At 63.2% G+C, this 26,469-nt stretch carries 29 protein-coding genes; 12 read left to right on the plus strand and 17 right to left on the minus strand.

Features of this window, described 5'->3' with window-relative positions:
- Positions 1–50: 50 nt before the first annotated feature.
- From ASD01_RS09825 to ASD01_RS09835, 3 genes are read left to right on the plus strand one after another with little or no spacing between them, the layout of a single operon-like run.
- Positions 51–674 carry a DUF1285 domain-containing protein gene (locus tag ASD01_RS09825; protein ID WP_034788824.1) on the plus strand — a complete coding sequence of 208 codons (624 nt, stop codon included), beginning with the start codon at positions 51–53 and terminating at the stop codon, positions 672–674.
- Positions 671–1,303, plus strand: a complete 633-nt coding sequence (locus ASD01_RS09830) for a CoA pyrophosphatase (protein ID WP_034788821.1) — start codon at positions 671–673, stop codon at positions 1,301–1,303. Before ASD01_RS09825 ends, ASD01_RS09830 begins: the two co-directional genes overlap by 4 nt.
- Positions 1,300–2,559: a CCA tRNA nucleotidyltransferase gene (locus tag ASD01_RS09835; RefSeq protein WP_034788818.1), complete on the plus strand. Its 1,260-nt coding sequence runs from the start codon at positions 1,300–1,302 to the stop codon at positions 2,557–2,559. Before ASD01_RS09830 ends, ASD01_RS09835 begins: the two co-directional genes overlap by 4 nt.
- A 45-nt stretch (positions 2,560–2,604) precedes the next feature.
- On the opposite strand, the gene ASD01_RS09840 is transcribed toward ASD01_RS09835, so the two are convergent.
- Positions 2,605–2,790 (minus strand): DUF1059 domain-containing protein, encoded by a 186-nt coding sequence (locus tag ASD01_RS09840; RefSeq protein ID WP_034788815.1) that lies wholly within the window; start codon positions 2,788–2,790, stop codon positions 2,605–2,607.
- A 194-nt stretch (positions 2,791–2,984) separates the two neighbouring features.
- On the opposite strand from ASD01_RS09840, the gene ASD01_RS09845 reads away from it, so the two are divergent.
- Complete coding sequence (locus ASD01_RS09845) at positions 2,985–3,530, plus strand: adenine phosphoribosyltransferase (protein ID WP_034788812.1); 546 nt, start codon at positions 2,985–2,987, stop codon at positions 3,528–3,530.
- Positions 3,531–3,576: 46 nt separating this feature from the next.
- Here the strand turns inward: ASD01_RS09845 and ASD01_RS09850 are convergent, their stop codons facing one another.
- The 3 genes from ASD01_RS09850 to ASD01_RS09860 all read right to left on the minus strand — a co-directional run bounded on the left by ASD01_RS09850 (position 3,577) and on the right by ASD01_RS09860 (position 4,850).
- On the minus strand, positions 3,577–3,789 hold the full coding sequence (locus ASD01_RS09850) for a hypothetical protein (protein ID WP_034788810.1): 213 nt from the start codon (positions 3,787–3,789) through the stop codon (positions 3,577–3,579).
- A 138-nt stretch (positions 3,790–3,927) separates the two neighbouring features.
- Positions 3,928–4,398: a MaoC family dehydratase gene (locus ASD01_RS09855; protein ID WP_089045006.1), complete on the minus strand. Its 471-nt coding sequence runs from the start codon at positions 4,396–4,398 to the stop codon at positions 3,928–3,930.
- Positions 4,398–4,850: a MaoC family dehydratase gene (locus ASD01_RS09860; RefSeq protein ID WP_034789044.1), complete on the minus strand. Its 453-nt coding sequence runs from the start codon at positions 4,848–4,850 to the stop codon at positions 4,398–4,400. The genes ASD01_RS09855 and ASD01_RS09860 overlap by 1 nt, the downstream gene beginning before the upstream one ends.
- 188 nt (positions 4,851–5,038) lie before the next feature.
- Between ASD01_RS09860 and ASD01_RS09865 the strand changes: the two genes are divergently transcribed.
- Entirely contained in the window at positions 5,039–6,145 is a 1,107-nt protein-coding gene (locus tag ASD01_RS09865) for a hypothetical protein (protein ID WP_034788807.1), read from the plus strand.
- 59 nt (positions 6,146–6,204) lie between these two features.
- Here the strand turns inward: ASD01_RS09865 and ychF are convergent, their stop codons facing one another.
- Complete coding sequence (gene ychF / locus ASD01_RS09870) at positions 6,205–7,308, minus strand: redox-regulated ATPase YchF (protein ID WP_034788804.1); 1,104 nt, start codon at positions 7,306–7,308, stop codon at positions 6,205–6,207.
- 189 nt (positions 7,309–7,497) lie between these two features.
- Here ychF and ASD01_RS09875 point away from each other — a divergent pair, with 189 nt between their 5' ends.
- Both ASD01_RS09875 and clpS read left to right on the plus strand, forming a co-directional pair.
- Positions 7,498–8,064 (plus strand): hypothetical protein, encoded by a 567-nt coding sequence (locus ASD01_RS09875; RefSeq protein ID WP_034788801.1) that lies wholly within the window; start codon positions 7,498–7,500, stop codon positions 8,062–8,064.
- 151 nt (positions 8,065–8,215) lie between these two features.
- A complete protein-coding gene (clpS, locus tag ASD01_RS09880) occupies positions 8,216–8,527 on the plus strand; it encodes an ATP-dependent Clp protease adapter ClpS (protein WP_034788786.1) in 312 nt (103 codons plus the stop codon).
- 58 nt (positions 8,528–8,585) lie between these two features.
- On the opposite strand, the gene ASD01_RS09885 is transcribed toward clpS, so the two are convergent.
- The gene (locus tag ASD01_RS09885; RefSeq protein WP_034788781.1) at positions 8,586–8,888 is read right to left on the minus strand and encodes a DUF6958 family protein; all 303 of its coding nucleotides are present in this window, start codon (positions 8,886–8,888) and stop codon (positions 8,586–8,588) included.
- Positions 8,872–9,432: a GFA family protein gene (locus ASD01_RS09890; protein WP_034788778.1), complete on the minus strand. Its 561-nt coding sequence runs from the start codon at positions 9,430–9,432 to the stop codon at positions 8,872–8,874. The genes ASD01_RS09885 and ASD01_RS09890 overlap by 17 nt, the downstream gene beginning before the upstream one ends.
- A gap of 118 nt (positions 9,433–9,550) precedes the next feature.
- Here ASD01_RS09890 and ASD01_RS09895 point away from each other — a divergent pair, with 118 nt between their 5' ends.
- On the plus strand, positions 9,551–10,180 hold the full coding sequence (locus tag ASD01_RS09895) for a TetR/AcrR family transcriptional regulator (protein ID WP_034788776.1): 630 nt from the start codon (positions 9,551–9,553) through the stop codon (positions 10,178–10,180).
- 35 nt (positions 10,181–10,215) lie between these two features.
- Here the strand turns inward: ASD01_RS09895 and ASD01_RS09900 are convergent, their stop codons facing one another.
- The 6 genes from ASD01_RS09900 to ASD01_RS09925 all read right to left on the minus strand — a co-directional run bounded on the left by ASD01_RS09900 (position 10,216) and on the right by ASD01_RS09925 (position 17,490).
- A complete protein-coding gene (locus tag ASD01_RS09900; protein ID WP_060518718.1) occupies positions 10,216–11,208 on the minus strand; it encodes a hypothetical protein in 993 nt (330 codons plus the stop codon).
- Between the two features lie 58 nt (positions 11,209–11,266).
- The gene (gene pth, locus ASD01_RS09905; RefSeq protein WP_034789041.1) at positions 11,267–11,986 is read right to left on the minus strand and encodes an aminoacyl-tRNA hydrolase; all 720 of its coding nucleotides are present in this window, start codon (positions 11,984–11,986) and stop codon (positions 11,267–11,269) included.
- A 67-nt stretch (positions 11,987–12,053) separates the two neighbouring features.
- Positions 12,054–12,788, minus strand: a complete 735-nt coding sequence (locus tag ASD01_RS09910) for a substrate-binding periplasmic protein (protein ID WP_034788770.1) — start codon at positions 12,786–12,788, stop codon at positions 12,054–12,056.
- A 113-nt stretch (positions 12,789–12,901) separates the two neighbouring features.
- A complete protein-coding gene (locus tag ASD01_RS09915; RefSeq protein ID WP_034788767.1) occupies positions 12,902–15,286 on the minus strand; it encodes a putative bifunctional diguanylate cyclase/phosphodiesterase in 2,385 nt (794 codons plus the stop codon).
- A 259-nt stretch (positions 15,287–15,545) separates the two neighbouring features.
- Positions 15,546–16,154, minus strand: a complete 609-nt coding sequence (locus ASD01_RS09920; protein ID WP_034788765.1) for a 50S ribosomal protein L25/general stress protein Ctc — start codon at positions 16,152–16,154, stop codon at positions 15,546–15,548.
- A gap of 154 nt (positions 16,155–16,308) precedes the next feature.
- The gene (locus ASD01_RS09925) at positions 16,309–17,490 is read right to left on the minus strand and encodes a benzoate/H(+) symporter BenE family transporter (protein WP_034788762.1); all 1,182 of its coding nucleotides are present in this window, start codon (positions 17,488–17,490) and stop codon (positions 16,309–16,311) included.
- A gap of 249 nt (positions 17,491–17,739) precedes the next feature.
- Here ASD01_RS09925 and ASD01_RS09930 point away from each other — a divergent pair, with 249 nt between their 5' ends.
- The 3 genes from ASD01_RS09930 to ASD01_RS09940 all read left to right on the plus strand — a co-directional run bounded on the left by ASD01_RS09930 (position 17,740) and on the right by ASD01_RS09940 (position 21,114).
- Positions 17,740–18,696 carry a helix-turn-helix domain-containing protein gene (locus ASD01_RS09930; RefSeq protein ID WP_034788760.1) on the plus strand — a complete coding sequence of 319 codons (957 nt, stop codon included), beginning with the start codon at positions 17,740–17,742 and terminating at the stop codon, positions 18,694–18,696.
- A 353-nt stretch (positions 18,697–19,049) separates the two neighbouring features.
- Positions 19,050–20,558 (plus strand): aldehyde dehydrogenase, encoded by a 1,509-nt coding sequence (adh, locus tag ASD01_RS09935; protein ID WP_034788758.1) that lies wholly within the window; start codon positions 19,050–19,052, stop codon positions 20,556–20,558.
- A 157-nt stretch (positions 20,559–20,715) separates the two neighbouring features.
- Positions 20,716–21,114: a DUF779 domain-containing protein gene (locus ASD01_RS09940; RefSeq protein ID WP_034788755.1), complete on the plus strand. Its 399-nt coding sequence runs from the start codon at positions 20,716–20,718 to the stop codon at positions 21,112–21,114.
- Between the two features lie 9 nt (positions 21,115–21,123).
- Here ASD01_RS09940 and ASD01_RS09945 read toward each other — a convergent pair whose 3' ends face one another.
- Positions 21,124–22,029 carry a LysR family transcriptional regulator gene (locus tag ASD01_RS09945; RefSeq protein WP_034788752.1) on the minus strand — a complete coding sequence of 302 codons (906 nt, stop codon included), beginning with the start codon at positions 22,027–22,029 and terminating at the stop codon, positions 21,124–21,126.
- 117 nt (positions 22,030–22,146) lie between these two features.
- On the opposite strand from ASD01_RS09945, the gene ASD01_RS09950 reads away from it, so the two are divergent.
- Complete coding sequence (locus ASD01_RS09950) at positions 22,147–23,175, plus strand: aldo/keto reductase (protein WP_034789039.1); 1,029 nt, start codon at positions 22,147–22,149, stop codon at positions 23,173–23,175.
- 72 nt (positions 23,176–23,247) lie between these two features.
- Here the strand turns inward: ASD01_RS09950 and ASD01_RS09955 are convergent, their stop codons facing one another.
- The 3 genes from ASD01_RS09955 to ASD01_RS09965 form a co-directional block, all read right to left on the minus strand.
- Positions 23,248–24,180 carry a ribose-phosphate pyrophosphokinase gene (locus tag ASD01_RS09955; protein ID WP_034788749.1) on the minus strand — a complete coding sequence of 311 codons (933 nt, stop codon included), beginning with the start codon at positions 24,178–24,180 and terminating at the stop codon, positions 23,248–23,250.
- Between the two features lie 207 nt (positions 24,181–24,387).
- On the minus strand, positions 24,388–25,227 hold the full coding sequence (locus ASD01_RS09960) for a hypothetical protein (protein ID WP_034788747.1): 840 nt from the start codon (positions 25,225–25,227) through the stop codon (positions 24,388–24,390).
- An 89-nt stretch (positions 25,228–25,316) separates the two neighbouring features.
- A complete protein-coding gene (locus ASD01_RS09965; protein ID WP_060643900.1) occupies positions 25,317–26,468 on the minus strand; it encodes a M24 family metallopeptidase in 1,152 nt (383 codons plus the stop codon).
- Between the last annotated feature and the right edge of the window lies 1 nt (position 26,469).

Below are 26,469 nucleotides of genomic sequence, written 5' to 3' on the forward strand. Positions count from 1 at the left end.
TGAGATATCAAAGGTCTCGATGCAAAATCGAGGTCAAACGGGACGGAACAATGGCAGAAGCCGAAATTCAGCAAACCGGCGATGCGGCCGGACTGGCGGCCCTGATTGCGCGTGCCGCCGGGCAGACCGGCGAAAAAGCGCGCGGCCTGCCACCGGTGGACCGCTGGAATCCGCCGTTTTGCGGTGACATCGACATGGAGATCCGCGCCGACGGAACCTGGTTCTATCTGGGCACGCCGATTGGCCGGCAGCCCTTGGTGCGGCTGTTTTCCACCGTTTTGCGCAAGGACGAGGATGGGCGCACCTATCTCGTCACGCCTGTGGAAAAGGTCGGCATCCGCATCGTCGATGCGCCCTTTGTCGCCGTCGAGATGAGCGTGACCGAGGGGGAGGAGGGGCAGGTCCTGACCTTCCGCACCAATGTCGGCGACGTGGTCGAAGCCGGGCCGGAGCATCCGCTCCGCTTCGTCATACATGGCGAGAACCGCGAGCTGAAGCCTTACCTGCATGTGCGAGGGCGGCTGGAAGCCCTGGTGTCGCGGCCGGTCATGTATGACATCGTCGAGCTCGGCGAGACGGTTGCGATCGACGGCACCGAGATGTTCTGCGTGCGCTCGGGCGGTGCGGTCTTCCCGATCATGCCGGCAGCCGAGTTGGAAGCGCTTTCCCGATGAATGCGCATCCCTTCTCAGCCGACGAGTTTCGTCGTCGGGCGCTGACCCAGATGGGTGGGCCGATCGAGACCTCCTGGCGCGAGCACGGCGACTTCCTGCTCAATCCGGGCATCGTGCCCTATCTGGAGACGCTGAAGCTCAAGGATGCCGCGGTCCTGGTGCCTGTTGTTGATGATGGCGACGATGCGACGGTTATCTTGACGCAGCGCACCACCAGCCTGCGCAAGCATTCCGGCCAGGTCGCCTTTCCGGGCGGTGCCGTGGACCCCGAAGACCGGTCGGTCGAAGTGGCGGCGCTGCGCGAGGCGCAGGAAGAGATCGGGCTCGATCCGCGCTTCGTCGAAACCATTGGCCGGCTTCCGCATTACATGGCCATGTCCGGTTTCCGCATCACCCCGGTGCTGGCGGTGGTCAAGCCGGGTTTCGAGCTCGTGCCCAACCCGGAAGAGGTCGAAAGCGTCTTCGAGGTGCCGCTGTCGTTCCTGATGAACCCCGGCAATCACGATCGCGGCAGTGGCCACTGGCAGGGCGAGGAACGGCATTTCTACCGGATGCCCTATGGCGGCCGCAACATCTGGGGTATCACCGCCGGAATTCTGCGCATGCTCTATGAAAGGCTTTATGCATGACCTCGGTTGCTGGCGAAGGCTGGTTCTCGACGCCTTCTCTGCGTCGCGTTTTCGATGTGTTCAATGTCGACGGCGGCGAAGTCCGGGTTGTCGGTGGCGCAGTGCGCAACAGCTTGATGGGCTTGCCGGCCGGCGATATCGACATGGCGACCACCTGGCGCCCCGACGAAGTCGCCGAGCGGGCGAAGGCGGCCGGCATCAAGGTGGTGCCGACCGGCATCGACCATGGCACGGTGACGCTCGTCATCGACGGCACGCCCTATGAGGTCACGACGCTTCGCCGTGACGTTGCGACCGATGGCCGCCGTGCGGAAGTGGCCTTCGGCACCGACTGGAAGGCCGATGCCGAGCGGCGGGACTTCACCATCAACGCACTCTACGCCAACGACCGCGGCGACGTCTTCGACGATGTCGGGGGGCTCGCCGACATCGAAACGCGGACGCTGCGCTTCATCGGCGATGCCAGCGAGCGTGTCGCCGAGGACTATCTGCGCATCCTGCGCTTCTTCCGCTTCTTCGCCCATTACGGCCGCGGCCGGCCGGATGCCGACGGCTTGCGTGCCTGTGCCCGTGCGCGCTCGAAGCTTGCAACGCTTTCGGCCGAGCGGGTCTGGGCGGAAACGAAGAAATTGCTTTCGGCCGATGATCCCGGCCGCGCGCTGCTCTGGATGCGCCAGGCCGGCGTGCTCACCGAAATCCTGCCGGAAACCGAGAAATGGGGCATCGACGCAATCCCGGAACTCGTTGCCGCCGAGCGGGCCTTCGGCTGGAAGCCGGACCCGCTTCTGCGCCTTTCCGCGATCGTGCCGCCGGATGAGGAGCGTCTGGAGGCGATGGCAGAGCGTCTGCGTGTCTCGAAGGCGGAGGCTGCCTATTTCAGCCGCTGGGCGAAGGCGCCTGCGGTCCCGGCGACGATCGTCGACACGGCATTCGATCGGTTGCTCTATCGTCATGGCGTGGAAGGGATCGTCGTAAGACTGCGACTGGCGCTCTCAACAGCGCGGCGCAAGTCGGAAGGCGACCCGGCGTTTTTGTCCGAGACCGCTTCGCTGCGGCGGCTCCTGGCACGGGCCGAGGCCTTCAAGCGGCCAAGCTTCCCGCTGAATGGCGGTGACGTGCTGAAGGCCGGCGTGCCGGCCGGCCCGCGTGTGGGGGAAATCCTCGGCGAACTCGAAAATCTCTGGATCGAGCGCAACTTCAATCTCGACCGGGCAAACCTCGTCGCCCGGCTCGAAGCCATGGTGCAGCCGTCCTGATCAGGCCGCCTTGGCCGGACGGCTTAAGCCGCCTTGGCCGGACGGCTAGGCCGCCTTGGACTCGTCGGTGATCCGGGCCTTGATGTTGTCGATCATGTTTTCGCGGATGACGGTCTCGCCATGCGTTTCACGCATGTGGTCGACGACGCGGCGCACGATTTCGGCATCGTTGTCGGCTCGGGTGTGCCATTCGCAACCCGGGACGAGGGAACCGCATTCAAACAGGCGCATGGTTGCTTCCTTCCCTGTGTAAGTTTGATGCGAGAGCGCGGCGCGCCGGTCGGGCGACCGCACGGTCAGAGTAGCATCAACCCCCGGCACGGCCAATTGTTCCCACCGAACGCGCGACAAGAAACCGTTATAGACAAGCGGGCCGATGGTGTTATGGGTTTGCGGTAACAAGAGACGCAAAGGCCCTTTTGCCCATGACCTCCACCGTTCAATCGGAACTGATTGCCGCCATCCGGAACATTCCTGACTATCCGAAGCCGGGCGTGATGTTTCGCGATATCACCACGTTGCTCGGCAATCCGCGCGCCTTCCGCCGCGCGATCGACGAACTGGTGCATCCCTATGCCGGCACCAAGATCGATAAGATCGCCGGCATCGAGGCGCGTGGCTTCATCCTCGGTGGCGCGATCGCGCATCAGCTCTCGTCGGGCTTCGTGCCGATCCGCAAGAAGGGCAAGTTGCCGCACGACACCGTGCGCATCGCCTACAGCCTGGAATACGGCGTCGACGAGATGGAGATGCACAAGGATGCGATCCAGCCAGGCGAAAAGGTGATCCTGGTCGACGACCTGATCGCGACCGGCGGCACGGCGGAAGCGGCCACCAAGCTCTTGAAGCAGATGGGCGCCGAGATCGTCGCCGCCTGTTTCGTCATCGACCTGCCTGAACTCGGCGGCCGCAAGAAACTCGAAGCGCTCGGCGTCAATGTCCGCACGCTGATCGAGTTCGAGGGCCACTGATCGGTCGTTGCGGGATGGGTGCGGAGAACCGCGCCCTTCCTTAGGCCTACATGCGGTTGATCGTCCGCAGCATCAATTGCACTTCGCGCTGGGCTGCCGGCGACAATGTCTCCACTTCGGTGAGCCAGAATTTTTCGGCTTCCGGCGGCTCGTCTTCCCAGCTTCTGACCGATGTTTCGTTATCATCGATGACGACGCGACGGTGACCGCCAAGACGCAGATATTCGTCCGCCAGTTCGCGGACGTGGGTTTTTTCCATAGCCGCTCCTCCGCTAGCAATGGTCGCTGCCCGCAAGCCGCTTGAGCGCGGCCAAGGGCGCGCAACCTGTAGCCCGAGAGTGTACACCCGGCGAAAGGCGATTTTAAGAAATGATGGTGGTTGGCCGGTTTCGTCCGGTCAGACGAACTCGATGACCTTGCTCTCGAAACGGATCACCGCTTCGCCGTGCTGGTTTTCGCCTTCGCACAGGATCGTGTTGACCCGCCAGCCGGGCTTTGAAGCAAGCGACCGGCTTTCAAGAAACGTGACGAAGTAGGTGACCGTGTCGTCGGCATAGACGGGCTTCAGCCATTTCAGGTCACGAAATCCGGGCGAGGGGCCGAGGTTCGGCGCCTTCAGGCCTTCCGCGGCAAGCCGGCGTTGCTCGTTTCGCCAGAACTTGACGAAGCACTGCATCCACCCGGCGCAGGTATGCCAGCCCGAGGCACAAAGGCCGCCAAACAGCGAATGCCGCGCCGCTTCCGCATCGAGATGGAAGGGTTGGGGGTCGAAGTCGGTGGCAAACCGGATGATGTCCTCGGCCGTAAAGGTCAGGCTGCCGATCACGGTCCGGCTCTTGGCCGCGTAGAATTCTTCCATCGTCATCATCAGGCTTTGCCCTTGTCGCGGCAGCGAAAGAGAACCGAGCATTCGGAAACCGCCACGGGTTCACCGGCCTGGTTATTGATTTCGTTTCGGAATTTGACGATGCCGAGATCGGGTTTCGACTTCGAACGGCGCGCCTCCAGCACGAGGCTGAAGCCCGAGAGCACGTCGCCGGCAATGACCGGCTTCCTCCAATCCATGAAATCGATGCCGGGCGAGCCCTGGGACGTGGAATTTCCCATGAAGGCATCGAGCATCATGCGCATGCCGATGGCGCTGGTGTGCCAGCCGGAGGCGGCGAGACCACCAAGAATGCTGCGTTTTCCCGCTTCCTCGTCGAGGTGCATCGGCTGCTGATCGAATTCGTTGGCAAACGCGATCATCTCCGGTGGCTTCATCTCGACCGGCTTGTAGTCGAACCGCCGGCCTTCGGAAAAATCCTCGAAGTAGAGCATGCTTGCCTTGTCCCGTCTGATTTGTTGCCGCATTACCTACTGCATAATTTCCGGAAGCGGAATCGATTTGCGCGGAGATGCGCAACATCGCGGGTCGCTCGCGACGTTTCGCGGTTGCGCTTGGCTCTTGTCCATGCAACCAGCTGATAATCCGTCCCATCCGCTCGTGTCTTGACTGAGGAAAGCGCGTGACCGAACTGAACAGAGCGCTCGCGGGCGCAGCCGAAAAAGGCATCATATCCGCGCATCAGGTGCGCGATCTCGAAGTCTATCTGGCTGATCGCGGCTTCCGTTTCGGACCGGCGGCATCGGATGCCGCGGCCGACAGGGCCGACGCCGCGCTCGATGCGCGGGCGGCGGAAGACAGCGAACAGCCGCGCTTCATCAGAGGCTTTCACGACATCCTGATCACCATCGGCATCGTGGTCGTGCTCATCGGCCTGTGGGGCCTGACCGGTCCGCTTGCAACGCTGCCGGTCATTCTCGTGCTTGCGGAAATTCTCGTGCGGCGCCAGCGTCTGGCGCTGCCTTCGGTGGTGCTGACGCTCGCGCTCGTCCATTGGGTCGCAATGACGTCGATGTGGCTGGTGGACGATCATGAGGACACCTGGCACCCGCTTACCTTCACCCTGGTCTACGTTGCTACCTTCCCGATCCCGCTGGCGCTGTTCTACTGGCGCTATCGCGTTCCGCTTGCGCTGGCCGGTCTGGTGCTGTCGATCGCGCTCACCTGCGTGGTGGCGGTCCTGCTCGCATTCGAGAGGGTCCTCGGTATCGACGTGGCCAACCCCGATTACGTCCTGCTGCTTCCATTGACCCTGCTCGTCGGGGCACTGGCTGTCTTCGCGATCGCCATGCGCTACGACGTTTCGGACCCGCAGCGGCTCACCACCCGTTCGGACATCGCCTTCTGGCTGCATCTCGCAGCCGCGCCGGCTCTGCTTTACTCGCTGATGGGACTGGTGTTCCTGGTCAATGGCGGTGCAACGTGGTGGGACGGACAGGCGAGCTTCAATCAGGCCGCTTCCGCCATTGTGATCGTCGCCGTGTTCATGCTGGTCGGGCTCGTCATCGACCGCCGCGCCTTCGTCACATCGGGGCTGTTGTCGCTGGGCGGCGCGATCTGGACCGTGCTGAGCAAGACCAATGCATCGCTCGACAGTTACGTCTTCATAGCCTTGGCGGTCGTCGGGGTAACGGTCTTGTTCATCGGCATTTTCTGGCAGCGGCTGCGCCGCATGGTCATCGACCTCTTGCCGGAAACGATAACGGCGCGGTTGCATGCCGCGCCGTAGTATCAAGTTCTGATGTGCTCCGATCCCGCGCCTTGAGTGCGGGATCAGACCGACAGGTCTTACGTGTTGAAGCGGAAGTGGATGACGTCGCCGTCCTGGACGACGTATTCCTTGCCTTCGTCGCGGGCCTTGCCGGCTTCCTTGGCGCCCACTTCGCCGCCAAGTGCGATGTAGTCTTCAAAGGCAATGGTGTTGGCGCGGATGAAGCCGCGCTCGAAGTCCGTGTGGATGACGCCGGCGGCCTGCGGAGCCTTGGTGCCGCGCTGGATTGTCCAGGCGCGCGTTTCCTTGGGGCCGACGGTGAAATAGGTGATGAGGTCGAGCAGCTTGTAGCCGGCACGGATCAGTCGGTCGAGACCGGCTTCTTCGAGACCGAGCGCGCTCAGGAACTCCTTGGCTTCTTCCTCCGGCAGTTGCGCCACTTCCGACTCGATGGCAGCGGAGATCACGACGCTTTCCGCCCCTTGCGCCTTGGCCATTTCGGCCACCGCGCGTGTGTGTTCGTTGCCGTCGACGGCATCGCTTTCCGCGACGTTGCAGACATAGAGAACCGGATGGGCGGTCAGGAGGTTGAGACCCTGCAGGATGCGCAGTTCTTCGGCATCGAGCGTCGAAAGCAGCGTGCGGACCGGCTTGCCGTCCTGCAGAAGCTTCAGCGAGGCTTCCATGATCGGAAGCTGTGCCATCGAATCCTTGTCCTTGCCGCCGGCGCGCTTGCGGGTCTGCTCGGTGCGGCGCTCGAGGCTGTCGAGGTCGGCGAGCATCAGCTCGGTCTCGATCGTCTCGGCATCGGCGACCGGATTGATGCGGCCTTCGACGTGGGTGATGTCGTCATCCTCGAAGCAGCGCAGCACGTGAACCACGGCGTCCACTTCGCGGATGTTGGCGAGGAACTGGTTGCCGAGGCCTTCGCCCTTCGATGCGCCGCGCACCAGGCCGGCGATGTCGACGAAGGAGATGCGCGTCGGGATGATTTCCTTCGACTTCGCGATGTCGGCCAGCTTGCGCATGCGCGGATCCGGCACCGCCACTTCGCCGGTGTTCGGCTCGATGGTGCAGAAGGGATAGTTGGCCGCTTGCGCCGCTGCCGTCTTGGTGAGTGCGTTGAAGAGCGTGGACTTGCCGACGTTCGGCAGTCCGACAATACCGCATTTGAAGCCCATGGGGTCTCGTCCGTATCTTAAAATTCCGTTGGCGTGGCTATGCGGGAAGGGCGCTCCCCGGTCAAGGGCGCAGGCCCTGTTCACGGTAAATAAGGGGTCGAGGCCGTTGAACGCGTGCTCTTCGGGCCGCATATGCGCTCGGATTTCCGCCGGCCCTGTTCGGCGGCCAAGAAATTGAGGAGCCCCGCATTGATCGACCAGAAGTTCTTGTTTCCGCGCGTGCCGGTTGCCGTCGTCGATATTGGCGACACACTCGAGGCGCTGTTGATCCGCGCGACGCTCGAAAGCATGGGCGCCGTCGTCACGCTGCATCTGCCGGGGACACCAGGCGATTTCCTGACCTTGCTCGCTGGCGGCGAGCTCGTTCACCAGCACCTGATCATTTCCGGCCACGGCGACGAGAACGGCTTCGTCTTTGGCGAATACATCGAGGAAATCGACACCTCGATGCTCATCGAGGGCAGCCTGCCGCCCGCCGTTATCGCCGAACATGCCAGGCTTGACGGCAAGATCGTGCTCAGCACCTGCTGCGAGACCGGTGGCAAGCGCTATGGCGATGCCTTTGTCAAAAAGGGAGGGGCGGCCCTCTACGTTGCGCCTGACGGCTCGCCGGAGGGGGCGGACGCGCCGCTTTTCGTGCATTGCTTCTTCCATGCGCTGCTGGCGCGCAAGCAAGAGGCAAGGGCGGCGCTGGAAAAAGCCCGCTCCTATGACGAAGCAGCAGCGATGTTCGTCGGCCATTGGGGGAGGCGCTGATCTCCGCCTGCGTCCGTGCGCTTGCTTTTGCTTGATCGGCACCTGCGCCCGTAGGATAGTGCGCCTTCGGCGCCGGTGCGTCTGACGGTGCGCCGAGGCGGTTCTGCCCCGCGGTGGTGCCGGCCAATCTGTCATCAACGGGGTGGTTCCGATGAGTGACAACGAGGTTGCCAGAAAAGTCAAAGTGAGGGTGAAGCCGAAGCTCGATCGGCCGAAGCTTTACAGGGTCATGCTGCTCAATGACGATTACACGCCGCGCGAGTTCGTCGTCGGCGTGCTCAAGGCCGTGTTCCATATGAGCGAGGAGGCGGGCTACCGGGTGATGATGACGGCCCACAAGATGGGGAGCTGCGTGGTGGTCGTCTGCGCCCGCGACATCGCCGAAACCAAGGCCAAGGAAGCAACCGATCTCGCCAAGGAAGCGGGTTTCCCGCTGCTTTTCACCACCGAACCAGAGGACTAGCAGGCCTCATGAATAGTTGGCGGCGGCCGGGGAAATGCCCGGCGGCCATCGGCCTGCCTCATGGCTTCCTGTGCAGGCGAAGCGGCTTGCTCGCTTCGCGCTCGATCGTGCCCTTGGCTTCGAGATCGAGCTGTACAGCCTTTAGCCACCAGCCCGCCTTCGCTCCGCCGGGGAAAAGGTCCTGCGGCAGCAAGGGCAGGAGCTGCTCCTTCGCGTCCGCCACGGTCAGGCCCGGTGCTGAGGGCGGCAGCACCGCGAGCAGGGCTTCACGCATCGCCTCGTATTTCATCCGGTCGACGCGGTACTTGTGGCCGGGCGAGACGATGTTTTCGATCTCGATCTTCTCAGCCTGGGATGCCATTGGCCTCGCCTTTCACATAGTCGATCTTCGGCGCCTTGAATCCCATCGCCGCCCAGGCGGTCAAAAGCCGCCACATGAAGCGGCCCGAATGTGTCTTGTAGCTCGGCAGCGTGTCGGCAAACTCGACGCCGGCCTTGCGATCCTTCGTCATCGTGCGCATTTCGAGCGGCGGCTGTTCGTCCCGGGCAAAACGCTGATTGTAGACGCTCAGCCAGTGACCGCCCTTGAATTCCAGGAACATGGCCGAGTTGCAGCAGCTGGCGATGACCCGGCGCGTCGGCGCTTCCGGCGTCAGCCGGTGTTCGCGCAGAAGGTCGCTGCCCCTGACGCAGCGGATCCGGTCCTTGCGGTAGAGCGCAAACCGCGTCGAGCCGTCGGCTTCCATGACCGGCGACGCCTCCGGCAAGGCCTCGAAACGCTCGCCGGCGGTGCGGCAACTGGTGCAGTAGCAGGCGGCGCCGACGATCGGCTCGCCGGCGGCTTCAAAGGCAACTAACCCGCAGCGGCAGGTGGCAATGCGATGTCTTTCCTGTGGTTTGGCCATGGCCATCTCCTGATCCGACTTCGCGAACTAGACTGGACCGTCCAGTTTGATTTGTCAATCCGACTGGCCTATTCTGTAAGCCAAGTGATTTGGTGAGATACGGCAGGGGGGGGCAGGTTTGAGCAATGGCGCAAAGACGCGCATGGAGCGCACCCGCAAACTGATCGTGGCTGCAGCCAGTGATCTCTTTCTCAAGCACGGCTTTCTCGGCACCAACATGGACGAGATCGCCGCGACGGCGGAGGTCTCGAAGCAGACGGTTTATTCCCATTTCCAGAACAAGGAGGCGCTGTTTCTCGAAGTCGTGCGCAGCATGACGGGGGGAGCAGGCGACGAATTCCAGGAGCAGGTGGCCGATCCCGATGGCGACGAGCGGATCGAGGACTTCCTGCTCGACTATGCCACGCAGTTGCTGACGATCGTGATGACGCCGCGGCTGATGCAGGTTCGCCGTCTCGTCATCGCCGAGGTGGAGCGGTTTCCGCAGCTTGGCGAAGCGCTGCACGAGCGCGGGCCGATGCGCTCGATCCGGCGGCTGGCGGTCGCCTTCAGGCGCTATGGCGAGAAGGGCGACATTCGGGTGAAGGACGCCGAGGTCGCCGGCGGGTTCTTCAACTGGCTGGTCATGGGCGGGCCGGTAAATGACGCCATGCTGCTCGGAGATAGCGCCATTCCGACGCCGGAGGTTCTCCGAGCCCATGCGTCGGAGGCGGTGCGGATCTTTCTGGCGGCCCATAGGCCCGGGTGATGGATGGATACGGACTGTGCTCAGCCGCGCCGCCTTCACGGCAAGTGGGCGTCCCACCATTTGAGCACGCGCATCGCCTTGAGCGTCACCCATCGCGAAGGGGCGTCGACCCCGTCATCGACGTCGAACCACACGCGTCCGGCGGGGCGCCAGTCGAGCGGCCATGCGCCGTTTTCGAGCCGCCTCGAACGCAGATGGCCGATCGCTTCGCTGAGCCGTGGATCAGGTGCCGCACCGCAAAGGAGCGTCGCGGCGCGAAAGTAATCGAGCGCCCGCAGGATGTCGTATCGCCAGCGGCTCGGGTGGCAGAGGCACAGGAAGCGCTTGTCGGCGGCTTCGCCCGTGCTCAGGCGGCGGAAGAGATGGCGCTTGAGCAGATAGTCCTCGCCGGCCCGGCGCGCCACCTTGGACTGTGGCGTGCCACCGGTCGCCCTTTCGAACGCAAGCAAGCCTTCGAGCACGTTGATGGTGGTGGCAAAGGAGGACCGGAGCGAACCGTTTGCCCGTTCGCAGTTCCAGCCGCCATCGGCCTGGGCCTCGCCGACGAGCCTGTCGACGATCCGCGAAACGTCGACGCCGAAATAGGCGCCGTCGGCAACGGTGCGGCCGTTGATGCACTCCTCGACTTCGCCTTGCCAATAGGGCTGGCCGCCTTCGTCCCAGCGCGAATTGGCGCCGATCAGGTCGACGGTTCGTCGGGCCCGATCGGACGAAGGGTCGAGACCGAACTCCCGCAGCTGCGACAGCGAAAAGCACGTTGCCGTCCAGGGCTGGCCGTGCTCGGTCCACTCGTGCGCGTCGAAACCGGCGGGAATGAAGGCGCCTGCCGCCCATTGCCCATCGTCATCCTGATGCGAGAGAAGCCTGGCGCCCCAGCCTTCGGTCTCCACCTTGGCCCGTTCGGCTTTCCATAGAGACTCTGGGGCGTCCAGCAGGTCGCGCATCACCTGCCAGCGAATTGCGGGATCCGATGCGAGAAGCCAGTCAATCACCGGGTCGGTCACGGGCGTGCTCCAGGCTTGTGCCATCGGGTCGATCTGACCCGTTTCGATTGCACAAGCTAGGGCGCGTTCCGGATTGGGGAAGCTAGTCGTTCTTCGAGCCGAACATCTTCTTCAGCATGTCGGCCATTGGGCCGGTTGCCGGAAGCTTCTTCGGCTGGGCGGAATTGCGCGCCTGGCGGATATGTGATTGCGCGCCCTGCTTCTTCGGGCCTTCAGCCTTTTCCGCCTCCGGCTTGCCGCCGGTCGCGAGCGCGATCTTGTTCAGAAGCTGGGAATCCTCGCCGCGCACCAGCATGTCGGCATTGTCGGCGATGGCGTCGAGCAGGGGCACCAGCCAGGCCTGGTCGGCTTTGGCGAAATCGCCGAGCACATGGGCATGCACCAGATCCTTGACGCCGGGATGGCCGATGCCAAGCCGCATGCGGCGATAGTCCTTGCCGCAATGGGCGTCGATCGACTTGATGCCGTTATGCCCACCATGGCCGCCGCCGACCTTGATGCGCGCCTTGGCAGACGGCAGGTCGAGTTCATCATAGATGACGGTGATGTCCTTCGGCTGCAGCTTGTAGAAGCGCATGGCCTCGCCGACCGCTTCGCCGGACAGGTTCATGTAGGTCTGCGGTTTCATCAACAGAACGCGCTCGCCGCCGATGTCGCCCTCGGCGATCTCGGCCTTGAACTTCTTCGACCAGGAGGAAAAGCTGTGCCGGCGGTGAATGACATCAACCGCCATAAAGCCGATATTGTGCCGGTTGGCGGCGTATTTCGAACCTGGATTGCCAAGCCCTACGATGATCAACATGGTGCTGCGCATTCATGATTTCGGGGTGATGCCATCCAAAAACACCGCACCCCCCGGAAGTCAACGCCTATTTCTCCGCCTGCAGGCTGGCATTGGGCTTGAGCCCATATTGCTTGAAGATCACATCCTGGGTGCCGTTGCCGATCAGCCGGTCGAGTTCGTATTGCATGGCGGCGACGATATCGCGGGGAAAGTCGCGATGGCAGGCGATGCCGTAAAGCTTGCCTTCCAGCACCAGCGCGGCCTCCACCGGTTTGCCTTCGCTGCGCATGCTTTCGAAGGTCTTTTCGGACGTCATCAAAAGATCGACCCGGCCGGCGAGCAGCTTTTTCAGGCTGGAGTCGAGATTGGCCGCATAGTCGATCTTGGGGAAGCGGTGCTCCTTGAGATAGGACGCCGAAAAATCCTCGCGCTGCGTGCCCACGGTATATTGGTGCGCGTCCTCCAGCGATGCCGGCGCGATGGCGGATCCGGCCTGCCGGACCATGACCATGTGGTCGATCAGCAGCGGCTCGACCCACTGGAAGTTTCGGTCGCGCTCGGCGTCGTGGCCGGTGGTGAAAACACAATAGGCGGGATCGGTCTCGGCCAGCATGAAAGCCCGCGCCCAGGGTAGAACCTCGATCGTATAGGGCAGCTTCAGGCGCTCCATGATGAGCTTGACCTGGTCGACGGCCGCACCGCTCGGGCCGGCCCCGGTCGAAAAGTTGTAAGGCGGATACTCCTCGGTGACGAACTTGATCGTCTGAGCCTCGGCCGTCGTTGCAAGACCAAGGAATAATGCTGCGATCAGCGCCTTCACATCCTTTCCTCCTCTTCTGCGTCCGCCTTGCGACGGATCTTTTCTATCCCCGGCCTGTGCCCGACCTTAGGCCCTAAAGCTCTCCCGCGCCCCAGGGAACCAGGTGGGTGAACTCATGCCCGCATGCTGGGTGCGGAAGCCGCTTTTGCCTCGGAGTCGCTTTCGAGCATGGCCAGCATCCGGTCGACCGGCATCGGCCGGCTGAAGAGATAGCCCTGGCCGCAATCGACGCCGAGCTTGCGCAGCAGCTGCCACTGTTCCTTCGTCTCGATGCCCTCGGCAACGACGGTGCAGCCCATCTGGTGCGAGATCGTGCGGATGCCCTTGATCAGCATGCGGCTCTTGCGGCGGATATCGGCGGTGCCGGAGCTCAGCGACCGGGTGAAGGACTGGTCGACCTTGACGATATCGACCGGGAAACGGTTGAGATAGCTCAGCGACGAATAGCCGGTGCCGAAATCGTCGAGCGCGATGCGGCAGCCGAATTCGTTGAGCTGCTTCAGCACCGAGTGAACTTCCGGATTGTCGAGCATCAGCACCGCTTCGGTGATCTCGACGACGATCCGGCTCGGCGAGATATGATGCTTCAGAAGCAGGGCCGCGAGCTTGTGCGGCAGCGTCAGTTCGAACTGCAGCGGTGAGAAGTTGACAGCGAGATAGGTGTTCTGGGTGCCGTCGAGCTCGGAGATCGCTGCCAGATGGCGGATTGCCTTTTCAAGGATCTGGTCGCCGATGCGGGCGATCATGCCGGTTTCTTCGGCGATGCCGATGATCTTGCCGGGCGCCATCAGGCCCTTTTCCGGGTGGTTGAGGCGCATCAGCGCCTCGAAGCCGGCGATCTGCCCATCGGCGAGGCTGACGATCGGTTGCAGCCAGGCTTCGAAGTGATCGTCCTTCAGGCCGGCTTCGATGCACTGCTCGATCTCGTGGCGCTCGCGCGAGGCGTCGAGCATGCCGGCGTCGAACACCTGCAGGCCATTCTTGCCGTCGTGCTTGCGCGCATACATCGCCATGTCCGCCTTCAGCAGCAGGTCGGAGGCGTTTTCGGCATGAGTCGGGTAGACGGCGATGCCGACGCTGGCGCTGACGAAAAGCTCGTTGCCGGCGATCGCCATCGGTTCGTGCAGCGCCGTGACGATGCGCTCGCCGATCTCGGCCGCAAGGTTCCCGGCGTTCGGATCGGAAAGCAGGATGGCGAATTCGTCGCCACCGAGCCGGGCCATGATGTCGCCGGGCGGCAGGGCGGCCTGTATGAGCTCGACCGTCTGGCGCAGCACTTCGTCGCCGGCGGCATGGCCGAAATTGTCGTTGATCCACTTGAAGCGGTCGAGGTCGATGAACAGGCAGCCGAGCTGCATGCCGCATTGATCGGCCTCGGTGATCGCCTCGTCGAGCGCGGCCTCGAAACCCTGGCGGTTCAACAGGCCGGTCAGGTGATCGGTGATCGCCTGGGTGTGGTTGCGGCTTTCCGCCTGCTTCAGCGCGGTCACGTCGGTCATGACCGAGAGCGACAGGCTGCTCTCGCCGGTCGCCTTCGTCTCCTGGATCAGCACGGTCATCGCTTCGCCATCCGCCTTGCGGAAGGGAACGGTCACTTCGCGGATGGCGTGATCGGCAACGGCGATCGTCTTGGCGTGGCTGCGATAGGTTTCGTGCCAGTGCGGATCGAAGAAATCGATGAAGTCGCGCCCGACGACGTCGTCGCGGCTGTAGCCGGTCGCCAGCAGCCAATAGTCGCTGACGGCGAGCAGGCGCCCGTCGACATCCAGCGAAAACAGCATCGCCGGCGTCAGGTTGTAGATGTCGGTGACGCGCTCATGGGCGTTCTTCAGCTCGGTCTCTTCGCGCTCGAGGCGGTCCTGCATCTCGTTGAAGTTGGCGGCGAGTGCGCCCATTTCATCGTCGGAGGTCCAGTCGACGCGGTGGCGAGACCCGAGCCGGCGCGTAGCCTCGATCGCGGCGGTCAGGCGCATCAGCGGGCGCATCACCGTAAAGCGATTGCCGACGAGCGCAGCGGCAAAGACGATCGCGACCGCAAAAAGCAGGATGGCGAGAATCGCCAGTTCGTCCTTGCTGAATTGCGACAGCAGACCCGGCGTCGGGACCCTGACTTCGATGCGTCCGACCTCTTTCATGCCATCGACCGACTGATAGGAAATGGGCAGGATGAGGACCCGGTCCTTGGTGCTCGGCAACACGCCGCCCAGCGGCATCTGCGCGAGGATCGATCCGGACTGGTCGCGGATGGTGACGGAGAGGATGTCGGTGCCGTTTATCAGCGAACGGGCGATGTGCTTGATGGCGTCACTGTCAAAGTCCCAGATGGGCTTGCCGAGCGCCTCGGCGCTCGCGGCCATCAACAGTTCGATGTTGTGCAGGCGCTCGCGTGCAATGCGATCGCTGGAGATGCTGAGAAAGAGTGCAAGCAGCGGGGCAATGAAGACGAGCATCGCGCCGCAGACAATCGCAATAAACCGGTTCTCCACGGAGTGCATCATCGCATGCACGCCTCAGAAGCAGCTGCCACCCATCTCATATCAGAATTCTCTTCAGACAAGCCCATTTTCCCCGTCAGAAGAACATCATCAAAATCTTAAATGTTGCTGAAATCGCTTCATGATAATTCGTGGGGCGCGGCATCGATGCGGCCGAGTGCCGGCGGGCAGCCGCCAATGCAAAAAGCCCGCCCCAAACGAATGGGACGGGCTTTCGATGAAGTGCGGCGGGACCGGCTTTCGCCGGTCGCCCAGAGGCCAATCAGGCTTCTGCTTCGCCTTCGGCTTCTTCCTTCACGCCACCGGCCGGTGCAACGATCGTTGCAATGGTGAAGTCGCGATCGGTGATAACCGGGGTCGCGCCCTTCGGCAGCTTGATGTTGGAGATGTGGATGGCGTCGCCGACCTTGAGACCGGAGAGGTCAACGGTCAGGAATTCCGGAATGTCGTTAGCCGAAACGTTGAGTTCGACGTCGTGACGAACGATGTTGAGAACGCCGCCAGCCTTGAGGCCCGGGGACTTCTCTTCGTTTTCGAAGTGAACCGGAACTGCAACGGTAACCTGGCTGTCCTTGGAGACGCGCAGGAAGTCGACATGCATCGTGAAGTCACGGACCGGATCCAGCTGGTAGTCCTTCGGCAGGACGCGGATCTTTTCGCCGTTGACGTCGATGGTTGCGACGGTGGTCATGAAACCGCCGGCGTGGATCTTCATCGTCACTTCCTTGGTGGAGAGCGCGATGGAAAGGGGGGCCTGCTTGTCACCGTAGATGACAGCCGGGATAAGACCGTTGCGACGAAGTTCACGGGAGGACCCCTTACCAACCCGTTCGCGCGTCTCGGCCTTGAGCTCGTAGGATGCGTGGCTCATGGATAGACCTTTCTGTGTCTAATGCTGGAGAGTTCGACCGCCATGCGGAAGAACTGAAGCCGCAAGGACTTCATCCGCGTTGCCTCCAAGGGTGTCTACGCGGACGGGCGCTCCATAGACGAGATCCCCCGCAAATGCAAGCTTTGCCGCGGTTTCAGCTCTTTTTACCGGTGAAACGTGCGAGCGCCAGCATGGCACCGCCGGCAATCAGCCCCCAGAAGGCGCCAGAAACACCGCCGAAGCTGACGCCGGACGCGGTCACCAGGAAGGTGATTGCGGCCGCCTCACGGGTCTTCGGGTCCGTAAAGGCGGCCATGGCGGAGCCGGCGAAGGCACCGACGAGGGCAAGGCCCGCCACAGCCTCGATCAGAATCGACGGCGCAAGGCTGACGAAGGTGGTGACGACGCCGGCAAGCAGGCCGAAGAGAATGTAGAAGGCGCCGGCATTGATCGCCGACCAGTAGCGCCGGTTGCGATCCGGATGGGAATCGCCGCCGGCGCACATGGCGGCCGTGATTGCAGCCAGATTGACCGCATGGCCGCCGAAGGGGGCGCTCAACATCGAAAAGACGCCGGTCGTCGCAAACAGCGGTCCCGGCTCCGGGTGATAGTCGTTGACCTTCAGCACGGCGATGCCGGGAATGTTCTGCGAGGCCATGGTGACGATGAAGAGCGGCAGGGCGATGCTGATCATGGCCGCGACGTTGAACTGCGGCATCACGAATTCCACGGTCGGTACCAGCGCCGAGGAGAGGGCGGAAAAGGCGCCGGCCGGGATTTCGACGCCGAAGGTGATGACCAGCATGAAGGCGATCAGCGCGGCGGGCACTGCATAGAGCTTGTTGATGCTGCCGACGAGTGCCCAGGCGATGAGAATCGGCAGGCCGAAAAGCGGATTGAAGGCGATCGCCTTGACAGGGGCAAAGCAGAGGCTGAGCAGCACGCCGGCCAGCATCGCATTGGCGAGCGGCGCCGGGATGGAGGAGACCAGGCGGCCGAGCGGTTTCCAGAGGCCGGCGACGACGACGAGCAGGCCGCAGACGAGAAAGGCGCCGACAGCGGCATTAAAGCCACCTTCGACGATGCCGGCGCTCGCAAGCAAGGCGGCGCCCGGCGTCGACCAAGCAATGCTGACCGGCAGCCGCGTCACGGCGCTGATGACGATGGCGCAAAGGCCCATGGAGATCGACAGCGCCATCAGCCCGGAGGCTGCCTGCGCTTCGCTGGCGCCGACGCCGATGAGCCCGTGCAGCACGACGGCAAAGGAACTGGCGAAGCCGACGAAGGCGATCAGCAGGCCCATGAACAGGCTCTGGAGCGAAAAGGCACGAAGCATGGCGGCAACCGGCTGTTGTGAGGTTGAGTCGCGGCAATTTGATCCTTTCGCGTAGCACATTCGGGCGCTCTGTCGATATCGGCGGCGTGATCCACCGATCAAACTCGTTGACGGACGCCGGCTCTCGAACCTTCGTCTGGCTGGACCTTCGCGGAAAACGACGGCTATAGTGGCGCCCGTGGATGCGGCTCGCTTGGGAGATCGGCCGTGTCGACATTTCGCCGGACGACGCTTTCAGGGAGGAAGCCGATGGCTGCCGTCAGGGAACATTCGGACTATGTCTACAAGGTTGCGCACCAGCCGTCGGCGGCTGCCAGTTCGCCGATCGCCGCTTCGTGGCGCCGGTGCATGACGCTGCATGGGCTGGCACCTGAGGAGGGGCGTCAGCCGCTCAGACTGTCCGGCATGGAGTTCGAGCTTGCCCGGCAGAGGTCGGCCGAGCTGATCCTGGAAGCGGGCGGTGAACTCGACCGGCTGTTCGCCACCGTCGGCCGGGCCGGCTGCTGCCTGCTTTTGACCGACGACAAGGGCGTGGCGCTGGAACGCCGCGGCGCCGTCGGCGACGATGCCGATTTTCGCGATGTCGGGCTCTGGTCGGGTACGGTCTGGAGCGAGGCAAGCGTCGGCACCAACGGCATCGGCACCGCGATCGCCGACGAGCGCGCCGTCGTCATCCAGCGCGACCAGCATTTCCTCAGCAGCAATATCGGCCTCAGTTGCACCACGGCGCCGATCCGCGACCATCTCGGCAGGTTGGCCGCGGCCATCGATATCTCCACCTGCCGCTCGGACGCCTCCGAAATGACCATGTCGCTCTTGTCGCAGGCGGTGCGCGACGCGGCTGCGCGCATCGAGGCAGGCCTTTTCCGTCGCGCCTTTGCCAGCGCGCGCATCGTGCTGGTCCCGGTCGATCGCGCCGGGCCGGCGCTTCTCGCCGTCGACCGCGACGACCTCGTGCTAGGCGCAACGCGTGCAGCCCGGCAATGGCTCGATCTCGACGACAAACGCATTGCCGCCGGAGTTCCGGCCTCTGACCTTCTGCGGGAAGATACGTCGGGTGATGCCGGCGAGCTTCCCGATGCGGAGCGTGCTGCGCTTCGACGGGTGCTCTCGCGCGCCAACGGCAATGTCTCCATGGCGGCCGATCTGCTCGGCATCAGCCGCGCCACGCTTTACCGCAAGATGAAGCGGCTTCAGGTCAACTGACCGCACAACATTCTCGATCTGCTCCTCACCATAGCCCTCTCCCCGCATACGGGGAGAGGGGACGTGCCTTACGGCGGTCTTCGTGCTTGGGTGACTACGTTGATTGGGACGTGGGGGCTGCCGCTTGCCCCTTCTCCCCGCTCGCGGGGAGAAGGTCCCGGCAGGGGGATGAGGTGCAGCTTCTGATCGTGTCCGTTCCCGTTTGCTGCGTTGCAGCACAGTAGCTGGCGCCTGGCTGTCTCAATTCTGAAACAGATCCCGTCGCGGGCGATCACGCCTCACTATCGAAGACAACCGAACCGCTCCACGCTCCTCCTCACAGCTCCATTGCTGGGTCTCAGGGAGGAATGACCATGTTGCATCAGAAGATCGTCGAAAGCCCGTTCAAACAGAAATACGGCAACTTCATCGGTGGCGAATGGCGCGAGCCGGTGGCCGGCCGCTACTTCGACAATACGACGCCGGTGACCGGCGGTGTGCTTTGCCAGGTGGCGCGCTCGGATGCCGCCGATATCGAGCTGGCGCTCGATGCTGCCCATGCCGTCCGCGAGAAATGGGGCCGCACCTCGGCCGCTGAGCGTTCCAACATCCTGATGAAGATCGCCGGCCGGATGGAGGACAATCTCGAACTGCTGGCGCGGGCCGAGACCTTCGACAACGGCAAACCGATCCGCGAGACCATGGCCGCCGACATTCCGCTTGCCATCGACCATTTCCGCTACTTCGCCGCCTGCATCCGCGCCCAGGAAGGTTCGATCGGCGAGATTGACCATGACACGGTCGCCTATCACTTCCACGAGCCGCTCGGCGTCGTCGGTCAGATCATCCCCTGGAACTTCCCGATCCTGATGGCCGCCTGGAAGCTGGCGCCGGCACTTGCGGCCGGCAACTGCGTCGTGCTGAAACCGGCCGAGCAGACACCGGCGTCGATCCTCGTCTGGGCGGAACTGATCGGCGATCTCCTTCCGGCCGGCGTGCTCAACATCGTCAATGGTTTCGGTCTCGAAGCCGGCAAGCCGCTCGCCACCAGCCCGCGCATCGCCAAGATCGCCTTTACCGGCGAGACGACGACCGGGCGGCTGATCATGCAATATGCCAGCCAGAACCTTATTCCGGTGACGCTGGAGCTCGGCGGCAAGTCGCCGAACATCTTCTTCGCCGATGTGCTCGCCGAAGACGACGACTACTTCGACAAGGCGCTCGAAGGCTTTGCCATGTTCGCGCTGAACCAGGGTGAGGTCTGCACCTGCCCGAGCCGCGCACTGGTGCAGGAGAGCATCTATGACCGCTTCATGGAACGGGCGGTAAAACGCGTCGAGGCGATCCGCCAGGGCAATCCGCTCGACAGCGCCACGATGATCGGCGCGCAGGCGTCGAGCGAACAGCTCGAAAAGATCCTCTCCTACATCGATATCGGCAAACAGGAAGGCGCCGAGGTGCTGACCGGCGGCGGCCGCAATGTGCTCGAAGGCGAGCTGTCGGAAGGCTTCTACGTCAAGCCGACCGTTTTCCGCGGGCATAACAAGATGCGCGTGTTCCAGGAGGAGATCTTCGGGCCTGTCGTTTCGGTCACCACCTTCAAGACCGAGGCCGAAGCGCTGGAGATCGCCAACGACACGCTCTATGGCCTCGGGGCCGGTGTGTGGAGCCGCGATGCCAACCGCTGCTACCGCTTCGGCCGCGAGATCCAGGCCGGGCGTGTGTGGACCAATTGCTATCACGCCTATCCGGCGCATGCGGCCTTCGGCGGCTACAAGCAGTCCGGCATCGGCCGCGAGACGCACAAGATGATGCTCGATCACTACCAGCAGACCAAGAACATGCTGGTGAGCTACAGCCCCAAGGCGCTCGGCTTCTTCTGATCGGATCTGCCTTCCCCGCCGCCTGGGGAAGGCGACAGGAGCGGGAGGGAGGGTGTTCTCCTCCTTTCCCTCTCGCTCGATCAACGGCTGAGGCGTGCTCTCCACCCGCGCCTCAGCCGGCTTTTTGCAGAATGCTCTCGAACAGTGAGGCTCGCGAATGTCCACTGAACTCATAGGATCCAGCGGAATCGGCGAACCCCGCGTGCTTGCAACCGATGCGGCGCTCGGCTTCATCGCCGAAATCCGGCGGGATCACCCCGATATCCTGTTTCACCAGTCCGGTGGCTGCTGCGACGGCTCGTCGCCCATGTGTTATCCGGCCGGTGACTACATCGTCGGCGACAATGACGTGAAGCTCGGCGAGATCGGCGGCGTGCCTGTCTATATCAGCGCCAGCCAGTTCGAAGTGTGGAAACACACGCAACTGATCATCGACGTGGTGCCGGGCAGGGGCGGCATGTTTTCGCTCGACAACGGACGGGAGAGACGTTTCCTGACGCGTTCCCGGCTCTTTGGCAGCGGCGAGGCCTGTGCCGTGGTTTTCCGTGGACGGTGAGCTGCGGAACTATGTCCGCTCCCGCATGACTTTTGCCGCCAGGTCCAGAAAGGCCCGCAGTTTTGGCTGTGTCTGGGCCTTGGCGGGGAAATAGATGAAAAGACCTGGCGACGTCGGCAGATAGGCTTCGAGCACCCGTTCGAGGCGGCCGCTCGCAACGGCGTCGCGCACCGAAAGATCCGGCAGATAGGCAAGCCCGGTGCCGGCCTCCGCCATCTCCATGAGCATCTGAAAATCATTGACGGTGAGGGCGCCCGGAGCATCGACCGAGACGTCGCGCCCCTCGCGCTCGAACTCCCAGCGGTAGATCGTGCCGGATCCCGGATAACGATAGCGGACGGCTTCGTGGCGCGTCACGTCCTCGGGTGTCGACGGCCGCCCGTGCTTGATAAAATAGGAGGGCGAACCGACCACGGCCCACGTGATGTCAGGCGTCAGCCGGACGGCAATCATGTCGCGCTCGACCGCTTCGCCGATGCGCATACCGGCATCGAAGCCATGTTCGGTGATGTCGACGGCCGCATCGTCGATGGAGACTTCGACGGAAACGTCTGGATAGGCCTGGCGAAACCGCGGCAGGAGGGGCGTCAGCACCAGCGGGATGGCCATGCGCGGCACGGTCAGCCGGAGATTGCCCATCGGCCGGTCGCGAAAATCGCCGAGCAACTCATAGGCGTCGGCGATCTCGGTGGCGGCGGGACGTACGCGCTTCAGGAAGGCGAGGCCCGCCTCGGTCAGAGCAACGCGCCGGGTGGTGCGCACGAAAAGCTGGAGGCCGAGACGGGCTTCGAGCGCCCTGATCGTCTGGCTGACGGCATTGGGCGTGACGCCGAGCGTCGCCGCTGCTGCGGTGAAGCTCTTTGCCTCTGCCACCGCCAGAAACTCTCTCAGTCCGTTGAAAGGGTCGTTCGCCATCCGTCGATTATGAAGCAATTCTTCCAAGCCTATCAAGAGAGCGGTGGTTTTTCATAGCAATCCACTTCGGCATGATCTGTCCAACTGCAACCTGTCTTTCAGAGGATGGAGATCGACATGCAATATACGACGCTTGGAAATACCGGTCTGGTGGTTTCGCGCATCGCCTTCGGGGCGATGACGTTTACTGCCGGCGACCGCAGCCTCGGCGCGGTCTACAAGACCGATGCCGAAGCTGCCGACGCCCTCGTCGGGCAGGCGCTCGATGCCGGCATCAATTTCTTCGACACGGCCGACGCCTATGCCTCCGGCCAATCGGAGCGGATCCTGGGTACGGCGCTCAAGTCCCGTCGCGACGAGGTGGTGATCGCCACCAAGGTCGGTTTCCGCACCGGCACGTCGCTCAACCAGGCCGGTCTGTCGCGCCGTCACATTCTCTGGTCGGTTGACGAGAGCCTGAAGCGGCTCGCAACCGACTGGATCGACGCCTATATCGTCCATAAGGAGGATCCGCATACGCCGCTCGAAGAGACGCTTTTAGCGCTCGATGCGGTCGTGCGTTCGGGCAAGGTGCGCTACATCGGCTTTTCGAACTGGTCGGCCTGGAAGGTGGCAGCGGCCCTCGAAATCCAGAAGGCCAACGGACTGGCACCTTTCACCCATGGCCAGATGCACTATTCGCTGCTCGGCCGCGACGTCGAGCGTGACGTCATTCCGATGATGCAGCGCTATGGGTTGGGGCTGACGGTCTGGAGCCCGCTCGCTTCGGGCTTCCTTTCGGGCAAGTACACTCGCGACAATCTCGGCGATCCGGACAACCGCTATTCCGGCTTCGACATTTTGCCCTTCGACAAGGAGCAGGGCTTCAAGCTGGTGGAGCGCATGCGCGGCATCGCCGGCGAACATCGGGCGAGCGTCGCCCAGGTGGCGATCGCCTGGCTGCTTTCGAAGAGGGCGGTGACCAGTGTGCTGCTCGGCGCTTCCAAGCCCCACCAGTTGAAGGACAATCTTGGCGCCGCCGATCTTGCTCTGACGGCGGCGGAGATCTCGGCGCTCGATGCCGAGACCGTGCCGGCGCCTGTCTATCCCAACTGGTTCATCGACAATCTCGTCGACCAGCCGCTGGCCCAGGCGTTCGGGGAGTAACCGCGTCCCGCAACGAAAAACGCCGGCGCGTATGGCGCCGGCGATTTGGAAATTCGGGCGTTCCGGACGACCTCAGTCGAAGAGGCTCGATACCGACTCTTCCTGGCTCGTGCGGCTGATGGCTTCGCCGAGCAGGCCCGCGGTCGAGATGACGCGGATATTGTGGGCTGACTGGACGGCGGTCGTCGGCTGGATCGAGTCGGTGATGACCAGTTCCTTCAGCATCGACGAGGTAACGCGGGCAACCGCGCCGCCGGAAAGAACGCCATGGGTGATGTAGGCGGTGACGCTCGTCGCGCCGTTCTTCAAAAGCGCCTCGGCCGCGTTGCAGAGCGTGCCGCCGGAATCGACGATGTCGTCGATCAGCAGGCAGTCCTTGCCCTTCACGTCGCCGATGACGTTCATGACTTCGGATTCACCCGGACGGTCGCGGCGCTTGTCGACGATCGCCAGCAGACAGTCGAGACGCTTGGCGAGCGCACGGGCGCGCACCACGCCGCCGACGTCCGGCGAAACGACCATGACGTTCTTCAGGTCGTAGTTTTCCTTGACGTCGCGCGCCAGGATCGGGATCGCATAGAGGTTGTCGGTCGGGATGTCGAAGAAGCCCTGGATCTGGCCGGCATGAAGATCGAGGGTCAGCACGCGGTCGGCGCCGGCTTCGGTGATCAAGTTGGAGACCAGCTTGGCGGAGATCGGCGTGCGCGGACCGGGTTTGCGGTCCTGGCGGGCATAGCCGAAATAGGGAAGCACGGCGGTGATCCGGCGAGCGGAGGAGCGGCGCACCGCGTCGATCATGATGAGCAGTTCCATCAGGTGATCGTTGGTGGGAAACGAGGTCGACTGGATGATGAAGACATCCTCGCCGCGTACGTTTTCGCCGATCTCGACGAAGATTTCCTGATCGGCGAAACGGCGTACCGTCGCTTTGCCGAGAGGCAGGTTGAGATAGTTGCAGATCGCTTCGGCCAGAAGCCGGTTCGAATTACCTGCGAAAACCTTCATTGACGGACCGCCTTGAGCTGGCGCGGTCACCGTCCGGTACTTTTCCGGCAGCGGTGTTTTCCGCGCAGATTCCGAGAGCCATTCCAATCGCGGTCATTCTTTGCGGATGGCCGCCGTTCAGAGCTGATCGGCCGCTTTTTAGCGAGACTGAACTTGAATGCAAGGGGAATGCTGCGCCGCGAAGGCCAATATCCTAAAAACTTTGTGTCAACCGGCTTGAGATTGCCGCCATTCGAGATAGGCGTCGATGGTTTTCGTCGCAATTCCCTGCATGGTTGTGTCCGGAACGCCACTCCACAAATCCGTGCCGCCGCCGGAAACCTGATCCTGTCCTTGGATGCGGTGCAGGCGGTTGCCGCTGCCGTCGAGCACGTCCCAGACATAAACGACCGTCGTCTTGTCGCCGTCCTTCAGTGCCGAGAAATAGCCTTTGAGGATATGCTCGCTGCTGGCGTCGGCCGAGCCCTTGATCGTCAGGCCGCGGGCGCGAGCGTCGGCACCGAGCTGTTTGGAAAGCGGTGTCACCGCCTGGACCGGTGCGCCGATGATCGGCAGGAAGCGGATCGTGCCGCTCGCGGCAGCACTTGCCTTCGGCAATGCGGCGACGGTTGGCTGGCTCTGGATTTCTTCGGCTGCGGCCGCCGCCTGCTGGACGGGCGTGTGCTGTATTGGCGCCTGTTCCACCGGTGCCTGGCGGCTCTCGATCGTGTTCTGGACGGGCTCGGAACCGGCGGCAAGCCGGCTTGCCTGTCCCTCGAAGGTGCCGGCCGGATCGGTGTAGGTCGCGTCGCCGGTGGCATAGGCCGTCGGTGTGTTCGACGGAGCCGGCTGAGGCGAATAGGCGGTGGTCTGGCTGACGGGTTCGCGCTGCACCGGCGCCATCGCCGTCTGCGTCGACATGGCGTCGAGGTCGGATTGCGTCACCGGCGGCGAGCGGAAAGTTCCCCCGCCGACGTCAACCTGTGGCGTCAGCATCTCGGTGCTGTTGCAGGCGGCGAGCGCAATGGCGAGGCCAAGAGCTACGATGGGCGTGGTGAGCTTTCGCATGTTCAAACCGTCCGTCCGTTTCTTCGCGGCAGTTTCCTGAAACGTCTCCTGTCGTCTGCCATTACGAACGCAAGTCTAGGCGGATTTCCCTAAGCAGAAATGAAGTCCAGGCCGTAACGCGACAGCGCGCGCGGCGTGTCTGTCGTGGTGAGGTAGGTCTGGCCAAGCGTCATGGCGGTGCCGCTGTCGGAATCCATAATGATCATGTGCACGAACAGCGACATGTTCGGCTCGATCTCCTGGGGATTGCCGAGGTGGAACATCTGCTGCTCCATCCAGGAGGGGGAGAAGCGGGCGCCGAGCGAATAGCCGCAGGCGTTCAGCCGGTGGCGGGCAAGGCCGCGTTCGTCCATGATCCTGGCGTGCACGTCGAAGACGGTGCCGAAGGTGTTGCCGGGGCGAAGCACCATCTCGATCGCCTGGATGGTTTCGCGGCAGGCGCTGTAGAGTTCGCGATGGCGATTGGTCGGCTCGCCGATGACGACGGTGCGCATCATCGCCGCATGATAGTGAGCACTGACGCCGGCCCATTCCAGCGTAAGCTGGTCCTGGCTGTCCAGCAGGCGCCGTCCGGACTTGTAGCGGCAGAGCAGCGCATCGGCGCCGGAGCCGATGATGAACTCGTTGGCCGGATAGTCGCCGCCGCCGGCAAGGATCGTTCCCTGCATCGCGGCCAGAATGTCGGCCTCGTTGCCGCCAGGACGAATGAGGGGCAGGGCGGCATCGAGCGCGTCGTCGGCAAGGCTTGCGGCCTTTTCGACATGGGCGATTTCCGCCTCGCTCTTGATCAGGCGCAGGCGGCCGACCAGATGCGAGGCGTCGATCAGCTCGCCAAAGGTCTGTAGCTGCCGGTCGATCAGCCGCGCGGCGCGGCCGGTCATGCCGTGGGTGTCGTATTCGATGCCGATGCGGCAGCCGAGCAGGTCGAGTTCGCTCAAGAGGTTCTTGAGATCCATGGTCGGGTCGGCATTGGCCCGGTCGACCCAGATCTCGATACGCTCGATGTTCGATGTATGACGGGCCTGGCGCAGGTCGGCCGAGCGCGTCAAAAGCACCATCGAGCCGTCCTTCTTGACGACCAGCGTCTGGAAGAAGCAGCAGCCGAAGGTGTCGTAGCCGGTCAGCCAGTACATGCTCTCCTGGGCGAAAAGCAGCACCGCGTCCAGCTTCTCCTCGCGCATCTTCTCCGTCAGCCGCTCGAGACGGCTTGCATATTCTTCCTGGGCAAAGTGAAGCGCCATG

It is taken from the genome of Ensifer sp. Root423 (assembly GCF_001426275.1).
GTDB lineage: Bacteria > Pseudomonadota > Alphaproteobacteria > Rhizobiales > Rhizobiaceae > Ensifer > Ensifer adhaerens.

What these genes read in the sequence shown, in the direction of transcription:
- ASD01_RS09835 (WP_034788818.1), top strand. Translation starts at nt 1,300, where the DNA reads ATGACCTCGGTTGCTGGCGAAGGCTGGTTCTCGACGCCTTCTCTGCGT.
- ASD01_RS09965 (WP_060643900.1), bottom strand. Translation starts at nt 26,468, where the DNA reads ATGGCGCTTCACTTTGCCCAGGAAGAATATGCAAGCCGTCTCGAGCGG.
- ASD01_RS09825 (WP_034788824.1), top strand. Translation starts at nt 51, where the DNA reads ATGGCAGAAGCCGAAATTCAGCAAACCGGCGATGCGGCCGGACTGGCG.
- ASD01_RS09860 (WP_034789044.1), bottom strand. Translation starts at nt 4,850, where the DNA reads ATGCTCTACTTCGAGGATTTTTCCGAAGGCCGGCGGTTCGACTACAAG.
- ASD01_RS09955 (WP_034788749.1), bottom strand. Translation starts at nt 24,180, where the DNA reads ATGAAGGTTTTCGCAGGTAATTCGAACCGGCTTCTGGCCGAAGCGATC.
- ASD01_RS09950 (WP_034789039.1), top strand. Translation starts at nt 22,147, where the DNA reads ATGCAATATACGACGCTTGGAAATACCGGTCTGGTGGTTTCGCGCATC.
- ASD01_RS09925 (WP_034788762.1), bottom strand. Translation starts at nt 17,490, where the DNA reads ATGCTTCGTGCCTTTTCGCTCCAGAGCCTGTTCATGGGCCTGCTGATC.
- ASD01_RS09940 (WP_034788755.1), top strand. Translation starts at nt 20,716, where the DNA reads ATGTCCACTGAACTCATAGGATCCAGCGGAATCGGCGAACCCCGCGTG.
- ASD01_RS09960 (WP_034788747.1), bottom strand. Translation starts at nt 25,227, where the DNA reads ATGCGAAAGCTCACCACGCCCATCGTAGCTCTTGGCCTCGCCATTGCG.
- ASD01_RS09855 (WP_089045006.1), bottom strand. Translation starts at nt 4,398, where the DNA reads ATGATGACGATGGAAGAATTCTACGCGGCCAAGAGCCGGACCGTGATC.
- ASD01_RS09850 (WP_034788810.1), bottom strand. Translation starts at nt 3,789, where the DNA reads ATGGAAAAAACCCACGTCCGCGAACTGGCGGACGAATATCTGCGTCTT.
- ASD01_RS09885 (WP_034788781.1), bottom strand. Translation starts at nt 8,888, where the DNA reads ATGGCATCCCAGGCTGAGAAGATCGAGATCGAAAACATCGTCTCGCCC.
- pth (WP_034789041.1), bottom strand. Translation starts at nt 11,986, where the DNA reads ATGTTGATCATCGTAGGGCTTGGCAATCCAGGTTCGAAATACGCCGCC.
- ychF (WP_034788804.1), bottom strand. Translation starts at nt 7,308, where the DNA reads ATGGGCTTCAAATGCGGTATTGTCGGACTGCCGAACGTCGGCAAGTCC.
- ASD01_RS09840 (WP_034788815.1), bottom strand. Translation starts at nt 2,790, where the DNA reads ATGCGCCTGTTTGAATGCGGTTCCCTCGTCCCGGGTTGCGAATGGCAC.
- ASD01_RS09845 (WP_034788812.1), top strand. Translation starts at nt 2,985, where the DNA reads ATGACCTCCACCGTTCAATCGGAACTGATTGCCGCCATCCGGAACATT.
- ASD01_RS09945 (WP_034788752.1), bottom strand. Translation starts at nt 22,029, where the DNA reads ATGGCGAACGACCCTTTCAACGGACTGAGAGAGTTTCTGGCGGTGGCA.
- ASD01_RS09900 (WP_060518718.1), bottom strand. Translation starts at nt 11,208, where the DNA reads ATGGCACAAGCCTGGAGCACGCCCGTGACCGACCCGGTGATTGACTGG.
- ASD01_RS09915 (WP_034788767.1), bottom strand. Translation starts at nt 15,286, where the DNA reads ATGATGCACTCCGTGGAGAACCGGTTTATTGCGATTGTCTGCGGCGCG.
- ASD01_RS09890 (WP_034788778.1), bottom strand. Translation starts at nt 9,432, where the DNA reads ATGGCCAAACCACAGGAAAGACATCGCATTGCCACCTGCCGCTGCGGG.
- clpS (WP_034788786.1), top strand. Translation starts at nt 8,216, where the DNA reads ATGAGTGACAACGAGGTTGCCAGAAAAGTCAAAGTGAGGGTGAAGCCG.
- adh (WP_034788758.1), top strand. Translation starts at nt 19,050, where the DNA reads ATGTTGCATCAGAAGATCGTCGAAAGCCCGTTCAAACAGAAATACGGC.
- ASD01_RS09930 (WP_034788760.1), top strand. Translation starts at nt 17,740, where the DNA reads ATGGCTGCCGTCAGGGAACATTCGGACTATGTCTACAAGGTTGCGCAC.
- ASD01_RS09830 (WP_034788821.1), top strand. Translation starts at nt 671, where the DNA reads ATGAATGCGCATCCCTTCTCAGCCGACGAGTTTCGTCGTCGGGCGCTG.
- ASD01_RS09920 (WP_034788765.1), bottom strand. Translation starts at nt 16,154, where the DNA reads ATGAGCCACGCATCCTACGAGCTCAAGGCCGAGACGCGCGAACGGGTT.